This window comes from Microbacterium sp. SCN 71-21 (assembly GCF_001725695.1).
Lineage (GTDB): Bacteria > Actinomycetota > Actinomycetes > Actinomycetales > Microbacteriaceae > Microbacterium > Microbacterium ginsengisoli.
This window is the reverse complement of record NZ_MEGA01000037.1, coordinates 16727-31343: the sequence shown is the minus strand read 5'-3', so window position 1 is coordinate 31343 and position 14617 is coordinate 16727. Positions and strand designations below refer to the sequence as shown.

Annotated in this window: 8 protein-coding genes and 2 pseudogenes; 3 read left to right on the top strand and 7 right to left on the bottom strand. The window is 71.3% G+C overall.

What is annotated here, in order from left to right; translation table 11 throughout:
- Positions 1-21: 21 nt before the first annotated feature.
- The 4 genes and pseudogenes from hpaD to ABT08_RS07330 all read right to left on the bottom strand — a co-directional run bounded on the left by hpaD (position 22) and on the right by ABT08_RS07330 (position 4967).
- On the bottom strand, positions 22-1173 hold the full coding sequence (hpaD, locus tag ABT08_RS07345; protein ID WP_288114419.1) for a 3,4-dihydroxyphenylacetate 2,3-dioxygenase: 1152 nt from the start codon (positions 1171-1173) through the stop codon (positions 22-24).
- Positions 1174-1239: 66 nt separating this feature from the next.
- Positions 1240-2755: pseudogene (gene hpaE, locus ABT08_RS07340) on the bottom strand (5-carboxymethyl-2-hydroxymuconate semialdehyde dehydrogenase).
- Positions 2756-2772: 17 nt separating this feature from the next.
- Entirely contained in the window at positions 2773-3489 is a 717-nt protein-coding gene (locus ABT08_RS07335) for a GntR family transcriptional regulator (protein WP_045248201.1), read from the bottom strand.
- Positions 3471-4967: a fumarylacetoacetate hydrolase family protein gene (locus ABT08_RS07330; RefSeq protein WP_056518642.1), complete on the bottom strand. Its 1497-nt coding sequence runs from the start codon at positions 4965-4967 to the stop codon at positions 3471-3473. Before ABT08_RS07330 ends, ABT08_RS07335 begins: the two co-directional genes overlap by 19 nt.
- 117 nt (positions 4968-5084) lie before the next feature.
- Between ABT08_RS07330 and ABT08_RS07325 the strand changes: the two genes are divergently transcribed.
- Positions 5085-6467 carry an MFS transporter gene (locus ABT08_RS07325; protein WP_288114417.1) on the top strand — a complete coding sequence of 461 codons (1383 nt, stop codon included), beginning with the start codon at positions 5085-5087 and terminating at the stop codon, positions 6465-6467.
- 116 nt (positions 6468-6583) lie between these two features.
- Here ABT08_RS07325 and ABT08_RS07320 read toward each other — a convergent pair whose 3' ends face one another.
- Positions 6584-7297, bottom strand: coding sequence for an IclR family transcriptional regulator (locus ABT08_RS07320; RefSeq protein WP_288114414.1), 714 nt, complete (start codon positions 7295-7297; stop codon positions 6584-6586).
- 157 nt (positions 7298-7454) lie between these two features.
- On the opposite strand from ABT08_RS07320, the gene ABT08_RS07315 reads away from it, so the two are divergent.
- Positions 7455-9350, top strand: a complete 1896-nt coding sequence (locus ABT08_RS07315) for an FAD-dependent monooxygenase (RefSeq protein WP_056518643.1) — start codon at positions 7455-7457, stop codon at positions 9348-9350.
- Between the two features lies 1 nt (position 9351).
- Here ABT08_RS07315 and ABT08_RS07310 read toward each other — a convergent pair whose 3' ends face one another.
- Together ABT08_RS07310 and ABT08_RS07305 are read right to left on the bottom strand one after the other, a co-directional pair.
- Complete coding sequence (locus tag ABT08_RS07310) at positions 9352-11094, bottom strand: Na+/H+ antiporter (RefSeq protein WP_056207889.1); 1743 nt, start codon at positions 11092-11094, stop codon at positions 9352-9354.
- A 91-nt stretch (positions 11095-11185) separates the two neighbouring features.
- Positions 11186-12813 (bottom strand): annotated as a pseudogene (locus tag ABT08_RS07305) (thiamine pyrophosphate-binding protein).
- 304 nt (positions 12814-13117) lie between these two features.
- Here ABT08_RS07305 and ABT08_RS07300 point away from each other — a divergent pair.
- Entirely contained in the window at positions 13118-14590 is a 1473-nt protein-coding gene (locus tag ABT08_RS07300) for an NAD-dependent succinate-semialdehyde dehydrogenase (RefSeq protein ID WP_056207891.1), read from the top strand.
- Positions 14591-14617 lie beyond the last annotated feature (27 nt).

Below are 14617 nucleotides of genomic sequence, written 5' to 3'. Positions count from 1 at the left end.
TGTCTCCTCTCGCCCTGAACGCTACAGCTGCGCGCCGAGCTTGAACTCGCCTGCGGCGACGCTCTCCTCGTCGCGTCGCGTGTAGGAGAAGCCGTCGGCGCCGATCGTGACCGCCATCTCCGAGGCGTCCGTGCGTGCCACGACGGGCTTCGGGTTGCCGTCGAGGTCGAGCACGAGCGACGCATCGGTGTACCACGACGGCACGACGGGGTTGCCCCACCAGTCGCGGCGCTGGTTGTCGTGCACGTCCCACGTCACGACCGGGTTGTCGGGGTCGCCCGTGTAGTAGTCCTGCGTGTAGATCTCGACGCGGTGGCCGTCGGGGTCGCGCAGGTAGAGGTAGAACGCGTTCGAGACGCCGTGGCGACCCGGTCCCCGCTCGATCGCGTCGGAGCGGCGGAGGGCACCGAGCTTGTCGCAGATCGCGAGGATGTTGTGCTTCTCGTGGGTCGAGAAGGCGACGTGATGCATGCGGGGGCCGTCGCCGCCGGTCATGGCGGTGTCGTGCACGGTGGGCTTGCGGCGCATCCACGCGGCGTAGACGGTGCCCTCGTCGTCCTGGATGTCCTCGGTCACCCGGAAGCCGAGATCCTGCATGAACGCGACCGCGCGGGGCACGTCGGGGGTGACCTGGTTGAAGTGGTCGAGACGCACGAGCGCGCCCGGGGTGTACAGGTCGTAGCGCCAGGCGAGACGCTCGACGTGCTCGACCTCGTAGAAGAACTCGTACGGGAAGCCGAGCGGGTCCTCGACGCGCACCGACTCGCCGATGCCCCTCGTGAAGCCCTCCGCACGACGCTCGACGCGGCATCCGAGCTCGGTGTAGAACGCGACCGCGCGGTCGAGGTCCTCGGGCGTGCGCACGCGGTACGAGAACGCGGCGACGGCGGCGACCGGGCCCTGACGCAGCACCAGGTTGTGGTGGATGAACTCCTCGATCGAGCGGAGGTAGACCGTGTTCTCGTCCTCCTCGGTGACCACGAGGTCCAGCACGTCGACGTAGAACTCGCGCGACGCGGCGAGGTCGGTCACGACGAGCTCCATGTACGCGCACCGCAGGATGTCGGGTGCCGGCGAGGTCGGCGTGGGCACCGGGTTGTCGGTGCGGATCGGCGCCTCCTGGGAGACGTAGAAGCCCGACGAGGTCAGGGTGCGGTCTTCGGGATTGGTCATGTCAGCGTCCTTGCTCGATGGTGGGAAGAAGAAGGGATGCCGCGGCGACTGCCCGCGGCATCCGGGTCAGTGGTGGGTGCTCGCGCCCTTGCCGAAGGTCGGGTTGTGCACCTCGCCGAGAGTGATGTGCACGGCCTGCTGCTCGGTGTAGAAGTCGATGGAGCGGTAGCCGCCCTCGTGGCCGAGGCCGGACGCCTTCACGCCGCCGAACGGAGTGCGCAAGTCCCGCACGTTGTTGGAGTTCAGCCACACCATGCCGGCGTCGATCGCCTGCGCGAAGTTGTGGGCGCGCTTCAGGTCGTTCGTCCACACGTAGGCGGCGAGTCCGTAGCGCACGCCGTTGGCGAGGGCGAGGGCCTCCTCGTCGGAGTCGAAAGGCGTGATCGCCACGACCGGGCCGAAGATCTCCTCCTGGAAGATGCGCGCGTCGGGGGCGACGTCGGCGAACACCGTCGGCGACACGAAGTTGCCCGTCTCGAAGCCCTCCGGACGGGACCCGCCCGCGACCAGGCGCCCCTCGGACTTGCCGATCTCGACGTAGCTCATGACCTTCGCGTAGTGCTCCGGGTGCACGAGCGCGCCGACCTCGGTGGCGGGGTCGTGCGGGTAGCCCACCGTCACGCGCTTCGCCTGTGCCGCGTAGCGCTCGACGAACTCGTCGTAGATCCCGCGCTCGACGAGGATGCGGCTGCCGGCCGTGCAGCGCTCGCCGTTGAGGGAGAACACCCCGAAGATGGTCGCGTCGATCGCGGCATCCAGATCGGCGTCGGCGAACACGATCGCCGGGCTCTTGCCGCCGAGCTCCATCGACAGGCCCTTGAGGAACGGGGCCGCGTTGCCGAAGATGATCTGGCCGGTGCGGCTCTCGCCGGTGAAGGAGATCAGCGGCACGTCCGGGTGCTTCACGAGGGCGTCGCCGGCGTCCTCGCCGAGACCGTTCACGAGGTTGAAGACGCCCTGCGGCAGGCCGGCCTCTTCGAAGATGCCGGCCCACAGCGATGCCGACAGCGGCGTGAACTCGGCGGGCTTGAGCACCACGGTGTTGCCGGTGGCGAGCGCGGGGGCGAGCTTCCACGACTCGAGCATGAACGGGGTGTTCCACGGGGTGATGAGACCCGCGACGCCGATCGGCTTGCGGTTCACGTAGTTGATCTGGCGCCCCGGGACCTTGTAGGTGTCATCGGCCTGGGCGACGATCAGGTCGGCGAAGAAGCGGAAGTTCTCGGCGGCGCGGCGCGCCTGGCCGAGCGCCTGCGTGATCGGCAGCCCCGAGTCGAACGACTCCAGCTCGGCGAGGCGGGCGTCGGGCGATGCGGGTGAGCACGCGGGCGCGTTCGCGCGGCAGCATCCGCGGCCACGGACCCTCGTCGAATGCGCGGCGCGCGGCGGCGACGGCGCGGTCGATGTCGGCCTTCTTGCCGGCGGCGGCCTCCAGGTACACCTCGTTCGAGACCGGGTCGAGCACGTCGAACGTGTCGCCGTCGATCGAGTCGACGAAGGCGCCGTCGATGTAGTGCTGAATGCGCGTGGGCAGATCGGCGGGCACGTGGTGGGTGTCGAGTGCGACGGTGGTGTCGGACATGGGACCTCCTCGAAGGGTCAGAAGGCGGGAAGCCCGAGGGCTTCGTCGGGGTGTTCGTGGATCATGTAGGCGTCGAGCGTGGCGGAGCGGTGGCGGCGGGCCGCCTTCTCGATCTCGCCGAGCGGGGCGCCCTGCTCGATGAGCAGCACGATGTTCTCGTGCTCGTGCACCGACTCCTGGGCGCGGCCCGGGACGAAGCTGAAGGTCGAGTCGCGCAGATGGCCGAGCCGGCCCCACTCCGCCTCGACGAGCTCGAGCATGCGGGGGTTCGCGCACTTCGAGAACAGCGTCGAGTGGAACTCGTGGTTGAGGCTCGTGAACGCGCGGGGGTCGAAGCTGTCGAGGGTCTCGATCATCAGTTCGTTGATGCGGCGGGCCCGGCGCAGGTCGTCGGCCGTGAGCCGGCGGGCGGCGAGGGCCGTGGCCGTCCCCTCGAGGATGCTCAGGGCCTGCATGCTGTAGCGGTACTGCGTGTCGTCGACCATCGAGACCCGCGCGCCGACGTTGCGCTCGAAGGTCACCAGCCCCTCGGCCTCGAGCTGCCGGATCGCCTCGCGCACCGGCACCACGCTCATGTCGAGCTCGCCCGCGATGCCGCCGAGCACCAGGCGGTGGCCGGGCGCGAACAGCCCGCTCGCGATGCGCTCCTTGATGAAGTGGTACGCCTGCTGCGACTTGCTCAGGTCGGCGAGGCGCTCGGCGCCCCGCTCGCTCGTCAGTTCGTCTCGCGCCATGCGCGGTACCTCGCCTTCCACTCCTCGTTGGGCGGGAAGAGGCCGTCGACGGGATGTCCCTCCCGCACGCGGTCCGCCACCCAGGCATCCTCCTCCTCCTGTGCGAGGGCCGCCTCGACGACCTCCGCGACCAGGGCGGGCGGGATGACGATGACGCCGTCGGCGTCGCCGACGATGACGTCTCCGGGCTGCACGACGGTGCCGCCGCAGGCGATCGTGACGTCGATGTCCCAGGGCACGTGGCGGCGTCCGAGCACGGCGGGGTGGGCGCCCACCGTGTAGACCGGGATGCCCACGGCGGTGACGGCGTCGGCGTCGCGCACGCCGCCGTCGGTGATGACACCGGCCGAGCCGCGCGCCTGTGCGCGCAGCGCCAGGATGTCGCCGAGCGTGCCGGATCCGCTCTCGCCACGGGCCTCGATGACGATGACCTCACCCGGTCGCACCTCGTCGAAGGCGCGCTTCTGCGCGTTGTAGCCGCCGCCGTGCGAGGCGAACAGGTCTTCGCGATGCGGGAGGAAGCGGAGCGTCTTGGCGAGTCCGACGAGCTTCTGATCGGGATGCAGCGGCCGCACGCCGTCGATCGTCACGTTGTTGAGCCCGCGCTTGCGCAGCTGCGCCGAGAGGCCGGCGACCGGGGTGAGGGCGAGCTTCGCCCGCAGGTCGTCGTCGAGGGCGAACGGGCGGGGGAGCGGCGGGAGGCCCGCCTCCTCGCGCGATCCCCAGGCCTCGGCGCGCTGGGTGTCGTCGACCGCCGGAAGCGAGCCGAGGGTCTCATCGAAGACGTCGTCGCCCTCGACCACGCGCGAGCGCAGGCGGCCCGACGTGGGGGAGCCCGCGGCATCCGGGGCGTCGACCTCGACCTCGACGACGGACCCCGGGCGCACGACGGACGAGCCCGCCGGGGTGCCGGTGAGGATGACGTCACCGCGCTCGAGCGTCATGTGCTGGGCGAGGTCGGCGACGATCTGGGCCAGGGGGAAGATGAGGTCGGCGGTGGTGTCGTCCTGCGCGAGGACGCCGTCGACCCAGGTGCGCACGCGCAGCGCGGCGGGGTCGACGGTGCGCGCGTCGATGAGGCCGGGCCCGATCGGGGTGAAACCGTCGCGGCCCTTGGAGCGCACGTTGGATCCCTTGTCGACGGCGCGGAGGTCGTACACGCCGACGTCGTTCGAGGCGGTGACCCACCCGACGTGCGCCCAGGCGTCGGCGAGCGTCACCCGGTGGGCGGGGGTGCCGATCACGAGCGCGATCTCGCCCTCGAAGGCGAGCAGCTCGGTGCCGGCGGGGCGCACGAGCACGCCGTCGGTGGGGGCGAGGGTGCTCGACGGCTTCAGGAAGTAGCTCGGCTGCGCAGGCCGGCGGCCCCGCTGGTCGGCGCGGGACGCGTAGCTGAGGTGCACGGCGATGACCTTGCCAGGCCTCGTCGGCAGTGCCGCGAACCGCGGATCGGCCGCGGTATCGGTGTCGTGAGTCATGAGCTCCCTCGCTCTTGCGTCGTATTCGAAATCGTATATGATCAACCGCACACCGGCAAGCCGCACCATCACGCTGCCGGAGACGATGAAGTCCCCTTGACGAAGGAGTCACCGCGCATGAGCGCAGAAGCACAGCAGGGCTTGACGCCCACCGGAACCATCGCGTCGGCGGTCGACCGTCGACGCGTCGTCTTCGCCACAGTCGTCGGCACCACGGTCGAGTGGTACGACTTCTTCATCTACGCCTCGGCCGTCGGACTCGTGTTCGGCGAGCTGTTCTTCAAGCCGGCCGGTGCCGGCGTCGCCACGATCCTCTCGTTCCTCACGGTGGGGATCAGCTTCCTGTTCCGTCCGCTCGGAGCATTCCTCGCGGGCCATTTCGGCGATCGCATCGGCCGTCGCCGCGTGCTCGTGCTCACGCTCATCCTGATGGGCGCCGCGACGGCGCTCATCGGACTTCTGCCGACGTACTCGGCGATCGGGATCGGCGCGCCGCTCATCCTCATCCTGCTCCGCGTCCTGCAGGGCATCTCCGCCGGAGGCGAATGGGGTGGCGCCGTCCTGATGGCCGTCGAGCACGCGCCGCGCACGAAGCGCGGTCTCTTCGGGGCCTCGCCCCAGATCGGCGTGCCGATCGGGCTTCTGCTCGCCTCCGGCGTGATGGCCCTGATGGCGCTCATCGCACGCGGGGACGCATTCCTCGCGTGGGGATGGCGAGTGCCGTTCCTGCTCAGCATCGTGCTCATCTTCATCGGCTACTGGGTGCGTCGTCGCGTCGAGGAGAGCCCGGTCTTCGTCGAGATCGCCGAGCGCAAGGAGCAGACGCGCATGCCCATCGTGCAGCTGTTCCGGCGTCACGCCCTGCTCGTCATCATCGCGGCGCTCGTCTTCGCCGGCAACAACGCGGTCGGGTACATGACGACCGGCGGCTACATCCAGAACTACGCCACCGACCCGAAGGGTCCGATCGCGCTCGACCGTGAACCGGTGCTCTGGGCGGTCGCCGGATCCGCTGTCACATGGCTCATCGCCACGTGGGTCGCGGGATGGCTCAGCGACCGCATCGGGCGTCGCACCACCTACATCATCGGATGGGTCGCCCAGCTTGTCGGCGTCTTCACCCTGTTCCCGCTCGTGAACAGCGGCAGCGTGGGCGCTCTGTTCCTCGGACTCGCCATCCTCACGATCGGACTGGGGTTCACCTACGGTCCTCAGGCGGCCCTGTACTCCGAGCTGTTCCCCGCCTCGATCCGTTTCTCCGGGGTGTCGATCTCGTACGCGCTCGGCGCGATCCTCGGTGGCGCGTTCGCTCCGACCATTGCGACGGCGCTCGTGCAGGCCACCGGCTCGACCCTGTCGGTCACGGTCTACCTCGCCGGCATGACGGTGATCGGCCTGATCGCGACGCTCCTCTTGCGCGATCGCAGCGGCATCCCACTCGGCCCCGAGCATGAGGCCGAGCAGGCGAAGAGCCCGATCTACGGAGCGGCGCGCGGCTGACGCGTTTCGCGACGAGGCCCGCACGTCCGAGGAGTCGGGGTGCGGGCCTCGTCGTCGCGCCCGACCGGGCGTCGTCGAGGTGTTCCGCCTGGTGACTCCCGCCGCGCGCTGATCCGTCAGCCGTCGAGGGCCGAGCGGATCGCCGCGGCGCACCGCTCGAGGCGCCGGGCGATCGGCTCGGGGTCGTCGGGGCTGGCGACGTGCACGACGGCTATGGCAGCGGCGGGCCGTCCGCGCAGGGCGAGCGGCACGGCGACGGCCTGCACGGTCGGGATGACCTCGTCGGCGCTCGTCGCGTATCCGCGTTCTCCGGCGGTGCGCACCTGGGCGCGCAGGGCGTCGGAGGCGCCGGGGGGCCATTCGCCGGGGGCGAGCTGCGCGAGGATCGCCTTGCCGGGTGCGCCGACGGTCACGGCGTGACGGGCACCCGGTCGCTGGGCGACCGAGGCGACGGCGTGGCGCGGTTCGACGCTGGCGAGGGTGACGCACTCGTCGCGGTCGTGCACCGCGAGGAAGCACGTCATGCCGAGCTCGTTGGCGACGGCGGTGAGCTCGGGCAGTGCCTCGGCCTGCAGGTCGGCGGAGACCCGCGAGGCGAGCGCGGCGAGCCGGGCGCCGAGGGCGAGCCTGCCGCCGGCGTCCCGCACGACGAGTGCGTGGTCCTCGAGGGTGCGCACGAGCCGGTAGGCGACCGAACGGTGCACGCCGAGTCGCGCGGCGACCTCGTCGATCGAGAGCGGACCGGTCGCCTCGGCGAGCACCTCGAGCACGCGGATGCCGCGGCTGAGGGTCTGCGAGGCGGGCTGATCGCGGGCGCTCTCGGGGGGCATGCGGCATCCTCTCGTCGCCGTTCCCTTGTGGGCGCCGGACGTCGTCGTATACGATCCATTCAATAGTAGAACGGCGTGTTCGAATATAGAACATAGCGCGCGAGCGCCCCGCCGTCCACACCCTCGACGTCGATGTCGCAGGAAGGGATCGAAGACGATGCAGTTCCACCACCACGGTTACGTGTCCACCGACCCGCGGGTGCAGCCCGCCGCCGGCATCGGCCTCGACCGGCCCGCCGATCTCCCCGACGCCGTCGACGTGCTCATCGTCGGGTCGGGCCCCGCGGGCATGCTCCTCGCCGCCCAGCTCTCGCAGTACCCGAGCGTCGTGACCCGCATCGTCGAGAAGCGGGAGGGACGCCTCGTGCTCGGCCAGGCCGACGGCATCCAGCCGCGCAGCGTCGAGACGTTCCAGGCCTTCGGGTTCGCCGAGCGCATCGTGGCCGAGGCCTACAACATCGGCTGGATGAACTTCTGGGGACCCGACCCCGACGATCCCACCCGCATCGTGCGGCGCTCCCGCACGGCCGACTACGCCTTCGACATCAGCGAGTTCCCGCACCTCATCGTCAACCAGGCGCGCGTGCTCGACTACTTCGCCGAGGCCGCCGCCGCCGGCCCCGGCCGCATCGTTCCCGACTTCGGCGTCGAGTTCGCCGGCCTCACCCGCGACGACGCCGAGGAGTATCCGCTCGCCGTCGAGCTGCGTACCGCCGAGGGCGCCCGCACCGTGCGCGCGAAGTACGTCGTCGGCTGCGACGGCGCCCGCAGCCAGGTGCGCGAGGCGATCGGCCGCCGCCACCTGGGCGGCATCTCGGCCCACGCCTGGGGGGTCATGGACGTGCTCGTCGAGACCGACTTCCCCGACTGGCGCGTGAAGTGCGCGATCAACTCCGAGGCCGGCAACATCCTGCACATCCCGCGCGAGGGCGGCTACCTCAGCCGCATGTACATCGATCTCGGCGAGGTCGCCGCCGATGACGACCACCGCGTGCGTCAGACGCCCATCGAGGACGTCATCCGTCGGGCCAACGAGATCCTGCATCCGTACTCGATCGACGTGAAGGATGTCGCGTGGCACAGCGTCTACGAGGTGGGCCACCGCGTCACCGACCGGTTCGACGACGTGCCCGACGACGGGTCGCGCTCGCCGCGGGTGTTCCTCACCGGTGACGCGTGCCACACGCACAGCGCGAAGGCCGGGCAGGGCATGAACGTGTCGATGCAGGACGGCTTCAACCTGGGCTGGAAGCTCGGCTCCGTGCTGACAGGCCTCAGCCCCGAGACGCTGCTCGACACGTACTCGTCGGAGCGGCAGCCCGTCGCCCAGCAGCTCATCGACTTCGACCGGGAGTGGTCGTCGCTCATGGCGCGCAAGCCCGAGGAGATCTCCGACCCGGGCGACCTCGCGACCTACTACCTCGCCACCGCCGAGTTCCCGTCGGGGTTCATGACCCAGTACCCGCCGTCGTCGATCGTCGCCGCCCACGCCCGCCCCGAGCTCGCCACCGGGTTCCCGCTCGGCAAGCGCTTCAAGTCCTCGCCCGTCGTGCTGGCGAGCGACGGCAACGTCGTCCACCTCGGGCACCACGCGCGCGCCGACGGCCGCTGGCGCATCTACGCGTTCGGCGACGCCGACGGGCTCGCCGAGGGGGCCGCGCTGTCGCGGTTCGCCGACTGGCTGCTCACGGCCGACGCGTCGCCGGTGCGGCGCTTCACCCCCGCGGATGCCGCGCTCGACGCCGTGTTCGACGTCAAGGCGATCGTGCCCCAGAGCTTCGAGGACGTCGACGTCACGGCCGCACCGCGGGTGTTCCGTCCGCGCAACGGCGCGCTCGGGATCACCGACTGGGAGAAGGTGTTCGCCGCCGGCGCGAGCCGCTGGAACGACACCGACATCTACGCCGAGCGCGGCATCGACCGGGCGGGCGCGGTCGTGGTCGTGCGCCCCGACCAGTACGTCGCCGACGTGCTCTCGCTCGCCGACACCGACGCGCTCGCCGCGTTCTTCGAGGGCACCCTGCGGCCCCAGCGGCAGCCGGCCGCCGTCTGACTCACCGCGGCGCGCGGGCGCCGTCGAGCCGCAGCTCCTCCAGGTCGAGGCCCGACTGCAGTCGCCGGGCGACGAGGTCGTCGATCGTGCCCTCGCGCCGCAGGCGCAGCAGCACCTCGCGCTTGCGTCCGAGCAGGGCGAGCCGCAGTCGGGATGCCTCGTCGAACCGCACGATCGGGGAGCGCTGCGCGACATCCACGTCGGTGCTCGACGCGAGCATCTCGAGAGGCGCCGCCGCCGCGGCACCGCTCGGCGCGACGAACGACGTCGTCGAGGTGTCCGCGCGCACCGCGTCGTCGTCGGTCGTCGCGATCACGATCTCGAGCTCGGCGATCTCGCGGTTGAGCAGCGTCTGACGCTGTCGTTCGAGTGCACGGGCATTGGCGAGCTCGAGGTGCTCGTAGCCGTCGCGCCGCGCGCGGTCGCGCACGTCGTCGCTGATGCCGTGCTCGAGGGCGAGGTCGTCGAGGGCCGCGAGGGCGGCCGCCGAGATCGCCCGCTGGGCGATCTCGATCTCGTCGAGGTCGGCGTCGTCCTGCGGCAGGCGCGCCCAGCGCACGACGCCGACGAGCAGCGGCCCCTGCACGAGCAGGCTCAGCACGATGACCCCGGCGGTGACGAACACGACGGCGTCGCGTCCGTCGAGGGGCGCGCCCGCCGCGGTCACCGTCGGCACCGAGAGGGCGATCGCGAGCGAGACCGCGCCGCGGAATCCGGCCACCGTGCTCACGAGGCGCGACCGGTGCCGGGGACCGGCGGCCGCGCCCGCGGGCGGGCGCGAGAACGGGGCGAACAGCAGTTGGAAGAGGTAGCGCACGACCAGGAGCGCGAGCCAGGCGCCCACGGTCACGAGCGAGAGCCACCCGATCTGCGCGGGGGAGATCTCGTGCACCACGTGCTGCACCTCGAGACCGATGAGCACGAACAGCGCACCGTTGAGCAGGTAGACGCCGAGCGGCCACGCGGCATCCGCCTGCCGTCTCGACGAGGCTGTCGTCACCCGCGGCGAGACCCAGGCCACGATGATGCCCGCGAACACGACCGCGAGCACGCCCGACGCGTCGATCAGCTCGGCGATGAGGAAGGCGGTGAACGGCACGAGCAGCAGGGTCAGGTTGATCGCGAGGGTTCCCGACAGGCGCCGCAGCAGCAGATACGCGGCGGCCGCCACGACGATACCGGCCGCGGCTCCGCCGACGTACGACACGAGCACCGTGAGGGTGACGCTCCACGGCGTGATCTGGCCGCCGAGGGCGAGGGAGAGAGCGATCGCGTAGAGCACGAGGGCCGTGCCGTCGTTCGTCAGGCTCTCCGCCTTGAGCTTCATGAAGGTGCGCGCGGGCAGCAGGCGTCCGAGCGCCGCGACCGCCGTGGCATCCGGCGGGGCGACCGCCGCCCCCAGCAGCAGGGCCGCCTCCCACGGCACACCCATCGCCGCGGCGATGCCGGCGACGGCGAACGCGGATGCCACGACCAGCAGCGTGCTCATCGGCACGATGTAGCGCAGCGACCGGCGCACCGCCCGCAGCGACGTGGTGAGGCTCTCCCAGAACAGCATCACCGGGAGGAACAGCAGCAGCACGGTCTCCGGCGGGAGCTCCACACCGCGCAGGGCCGGCACGAATCCGAGCGCGAGCCCGATGATCAGGAGCACCAGCGGGGTGGCGAGCCGCAGCTTCGGCGCGAGGAGCGTCCCGGCGAGGATCGAGACCCCCAGCAGCACGGTGAGTTCGAGGCCTTCCATGGCGGCTCCCTTCGTCGCGCTCCAGTGTGCGCCCGCACCACAACGCTGCGCCAGGGACCGGCATTCCCCCTCTCGGTGACGGTCGTCTGCGTCAGGAGTTCACGCGGATGATCTCCCGCTGGTAGGGCGCGATCACGTCGGGCGAGATGCGCAGATCGAGCATGAGGAACCGCCGCTCGCCGACCGGCTCCGCCGCCCACGTGCCGAGCCGGTCGAGGTCGGCGAGCGAGCGCACCACGACTCCCTCGGCACCGACGGCCGTCCCGAGGGCCGCGAAGTCGACGTCGGGGATGAGCATGGGCTCCGTCGCGAGGCCCTTCAGGCCGTAGAGGTTCACCTCGGCGCCGTACGCGCCGTCGTTCCACACGACCGCGACCCCCCGGCCGCCCGCCACCCGCACCGCCGACTCGAGGTCTGCGAGCGCCATCAGTCCGCCGCCATCGCCGGTCGTGAGCACCACGGTCGAGTCCGGCCGCGCGAGGGCTGCGCCCGGCACGCTCGCGAGCCCCAGTCCGATCGACTGGTAGGCGGTGCCGACCATCATGGCGCGGTCGGGGGAGGCGACATCCCAGTACATGTTCGACCAGCCGAGGAAGTGTCCGCCGTCGCTCACGACCACCCGGTCGCGCGGCAGCAGCTCACCGATGCGCGCCGCGGCCGAGCGGGGATCGAGGCGGCCGTCCGGCGCGAGTGCGTCGCCGGCCTCCCGCGCCCGCCAGCCGGCGACCTCGTCGGCGGACGCCCAGGGCGCTCGCGACGCGGAGCCGATGGCGTCACGCAGCACCTCGGCGGCGAGCCGCGCGTCGGCGCGCACGTACACACCGACATGAGGATGCGTCGCCGCCGGCGCCACATCCACCTGCACGACATGCGTGCCCGGGGAGAACAGCTCGCCGAAGCGCATCGTGAACTGGTTGAGCGAGGCGCCGAACACGACGGCGACGTCGGCCCGGGCGATGGCGGCCATCGCGCCGTCCGCACCGAAGCCGCCTGTGACGCCGAGGTCGCGCGCCGGGTCGGCGAACAGGCCGCGCCCGAGGGCGGTCGTGGCGGTGAGCGCGCGTCGAGGGCCGGGCCCGCCCCCGCCAGCCAGGCACCGCGCCCCGCGATCAGCACGGGCCGCGACGCCCCGGCGAGCAGCTCGCCGACACGACGCAGGGTCACCGTGTCGAAGCCGGGCTGCACGGCCAGCGGTGCGGGCACCGCGGGGGCCGCGGCATCCGGCACGTCACCCGCGTCGCGCCGCGCGACGTCGTAGGGGATAGCGAGCACCGCGGGTACCCGGTAGGCGAGGGCGTGCTCGATGGCGATCGCCGTGGTGGCCGCGGCATCCGTGCGCCCGACCGTGTACGTGCGTGCGCCGACGGCCGACGCGAGGGCGATCTGGTCGACGTCCCACGGACGTGGCCCCGATGTCGGCTCGTCGCCGACGACGAGCACGAGCGGCACGTGGGCCTGCACCGCCTCGGCGAGGGCGGTGAGGGTGTTGGTGAAGCCGGCGCCGTAGGTGGCGGTGGCGGCGGCGATGCGTCCGGACGCGCGGTAGTGCGCGTCGGCGGCGACGACCGCGCCCGCCTCGTGCCGCAGCGCGGTGTAGGTCGCGGCGGTGCCGGTCACGAGGGCATCGAGGAAGTAGGCGTTGCCGTTGCCCATCACGCCGAAGACGTGATCGACGTGTCGGGCGAGGGTGTGGGCGACGTGGGCGGAGACGGTGGGCATGGCGAAGCGCTTTCGACAGGAACGGAACTGAGGCCGTGTGTGTCTCGCGCGCCGGCAGGCGGCTTCGTGCCCTTTTTTCGAGCACCGGGGCGTCGATGCCCGCGGACACGGTGAGTATACGACGCGTGCGGAGACCGTCGTCAGCGACCGCCGATGCGCCGCGCTGTCGAGGTGACGTTCGTGTGATCGCCGTGATGGCGAAACGTCCCGCGCACGACGGCGTGAGAATGGGACCGAACCACCGATTGATCGTATACGATCCATACCAGGGCGCCCGCGCGGTCGCCCGTGACGAGGGAGTCCCATGAGCGAGAACCGCGAGCGCGACCTGCTGGCCGCCGTCCCCGACAGCCTGTTCATCGGCGGCGAATGGCGTCGCGGCGAACGCGAGAGCACCGTCAAGGTCTACGACCCGGCGACCGGGGAGCTCATCAAGGAGATCGCGGATGCCTCGCCCGCCGACGGCATCGCGGCACTGGATGCCGCGGCCACCGCGTTCGAGACATGGTCGCGCACGCCGTCACGTCAGCGCGCGGAGATCCTGCGCCGCGCGTTCGACCTGCTGCAGGAGCGCAAGGAGGACTTCGCGCTGCTGATGACCCTCGAGATGGGGAAGCCCCTCGCCGAGGCCCGCGGAGAGGTCGCGTACGGCGGCGAGTTCCTGCGCTGGTTCAGCGAGGAGACCGCCCACGTGCAGGGCCGGTACGGCGCGAACCCCGAGGGCACCGGCCGCATGATCGTCTCGCAGCACGCCGTCGGGCCCTGCTTCCTCATCACCCCCTGGAACTTCCCGCTCGCGATGGCGACCCGCAAGATCGCGCCCGCGCTCGCCGCCGGGTGCACGGTGGTCGTCAAGCCCGCCGAGCTGACCCCGCTCACGACCCTCGCCTTCGCCAAGCTGCTCGAAGATGCGGGCGTGCCCGCCGGTGTCGTCAACGTCATCACGACCTCCACCTCGGGCGCCGTGTCGGAGCCGATCATCCGCGACCCGCGGCTGCGCAAGCTCTCGTTCACGGGTTCCACCCCGGTGGGCCAGCGTCTGCTCGAGCAGGCCTCGCAGGGCGTGCTGCGCACCTCCATGGAGCTCGGAGGCAACGCGCCGTTCGTCGTGTTCGACGACGCCGACCTCGACAAGGCCGTCGACGGCGCGATCGCCGCGAAGTTCCGCAACATCGGCCAGGCCTGCACGGCCGCCAACCGCTTCATCGTGCACCGCTCGGTCGCCGACGAGTTCGCCCGCCGGGTCACCGAGCGGGTCGAGGCGTTCGGCATCGGACGCGGAACCGAGGACGGCGTCACCATCGGCCCGCTCATCGACGACCGTGCGGTCGCCAAGGCGCAGAGCCTCGTCGCCGACGCCGTCGGGCGCGGCGCGAGCCTGCGCACCGGCGGCTCGCCGATCGACCGGCCCGGTACGTTCTTCGAGCCGACGGTGATCTCCGACGTGCCGGCGGGAAGCGACATCCTTCGGGAGGAGATCTTCGGACCGGTGCTCGCCATCGTCCCGTTCGATGACGAGGACGACGCGGTCGCGCTCGCCAACTCGACCGAGTACGGACTCGTGTCATACGTCTACACCGAGAACCTCGCCCGCGGGCAGCGCATGATCGAGCGCCTCGAGACCGGGATGATGGGCCTGAACATCGGCGTCGTGTCGAACGCCGCCGCCCCCTTCGGCGGGTGGAAGCTCTCCGGGCTCGGTCGCGAAGGCGGCGCCGAGGGCATCCACGAGTACCTGCAGACCAAGTACACGCTGACGCCGAACCCTTTCGCCTGAGTTCGCCGATGTCGACGGGTGCCGCCA

What these genes read in the sequence shown, in the direction of transcription:
- ABT08_RS07315 (WP_056518643.1), top strand. Translation starts at nt 7,455, where the DNA reads ATGCAGTTCCACCACCACGGTTACGTGTCCACCGACCCGCGGGTGCAG.
- ABT08_RS07335 (WP_045248201.1), bottom strand. Translation starts at nt 3,489, where the DNA reads ATGGCGCGAGACGAACTGACGAGCGAGCGGGGCGCCGAGCGCCTCGCC.
- ABT08_RS07310 (WP_056207889.1), bottom strand. Translation starts at nt 11,094, where the DNA reads ATGGAAGGCCTCGAACTCACCGTGCTGCTGGGGGTCTCGATCCTCGCC.
- ABT08_RS07330 (WP_056518642.1), bottom strand. Translation starts at nt 4,967, where the DNA reads ATGACTCACGACACCGATACCGCGGCCGATCCGCGGTTCGCGGCACTG.
- ABT08_RS07320 (WP_288114414.1), bottom strand. Translation starts at nt 7,297, where the DNA reads ATGCCCCCCGAGAGCGCCCGCGATCAGCCCGCCTCGCAGACCCTCAGC.
- ABT08_RS07325 (WP_288114417.1), top strand. Translation starts at nt 5,085, where the DNA reads ATGAGCGCAGAAGCACAGCAGGGCTTGACGCCCACCGGAACCATCGCG.
- ABT08_RS07300 (WP_056207891.1), top strand. Translation starts at nt 13,118, where the DNA reads ATGAGCGAGAACCGCGAGCGCGACCTGCTGGCCGCCGTCCCCGACAGC.
- hpaD (WP_288114419.1), bottom strand. Translation starts at nt 1,173, where the DNA reads ATGACCAATCCCGAAGACCGCACCCTGACCTCGTCGGGCTTCTACGTC.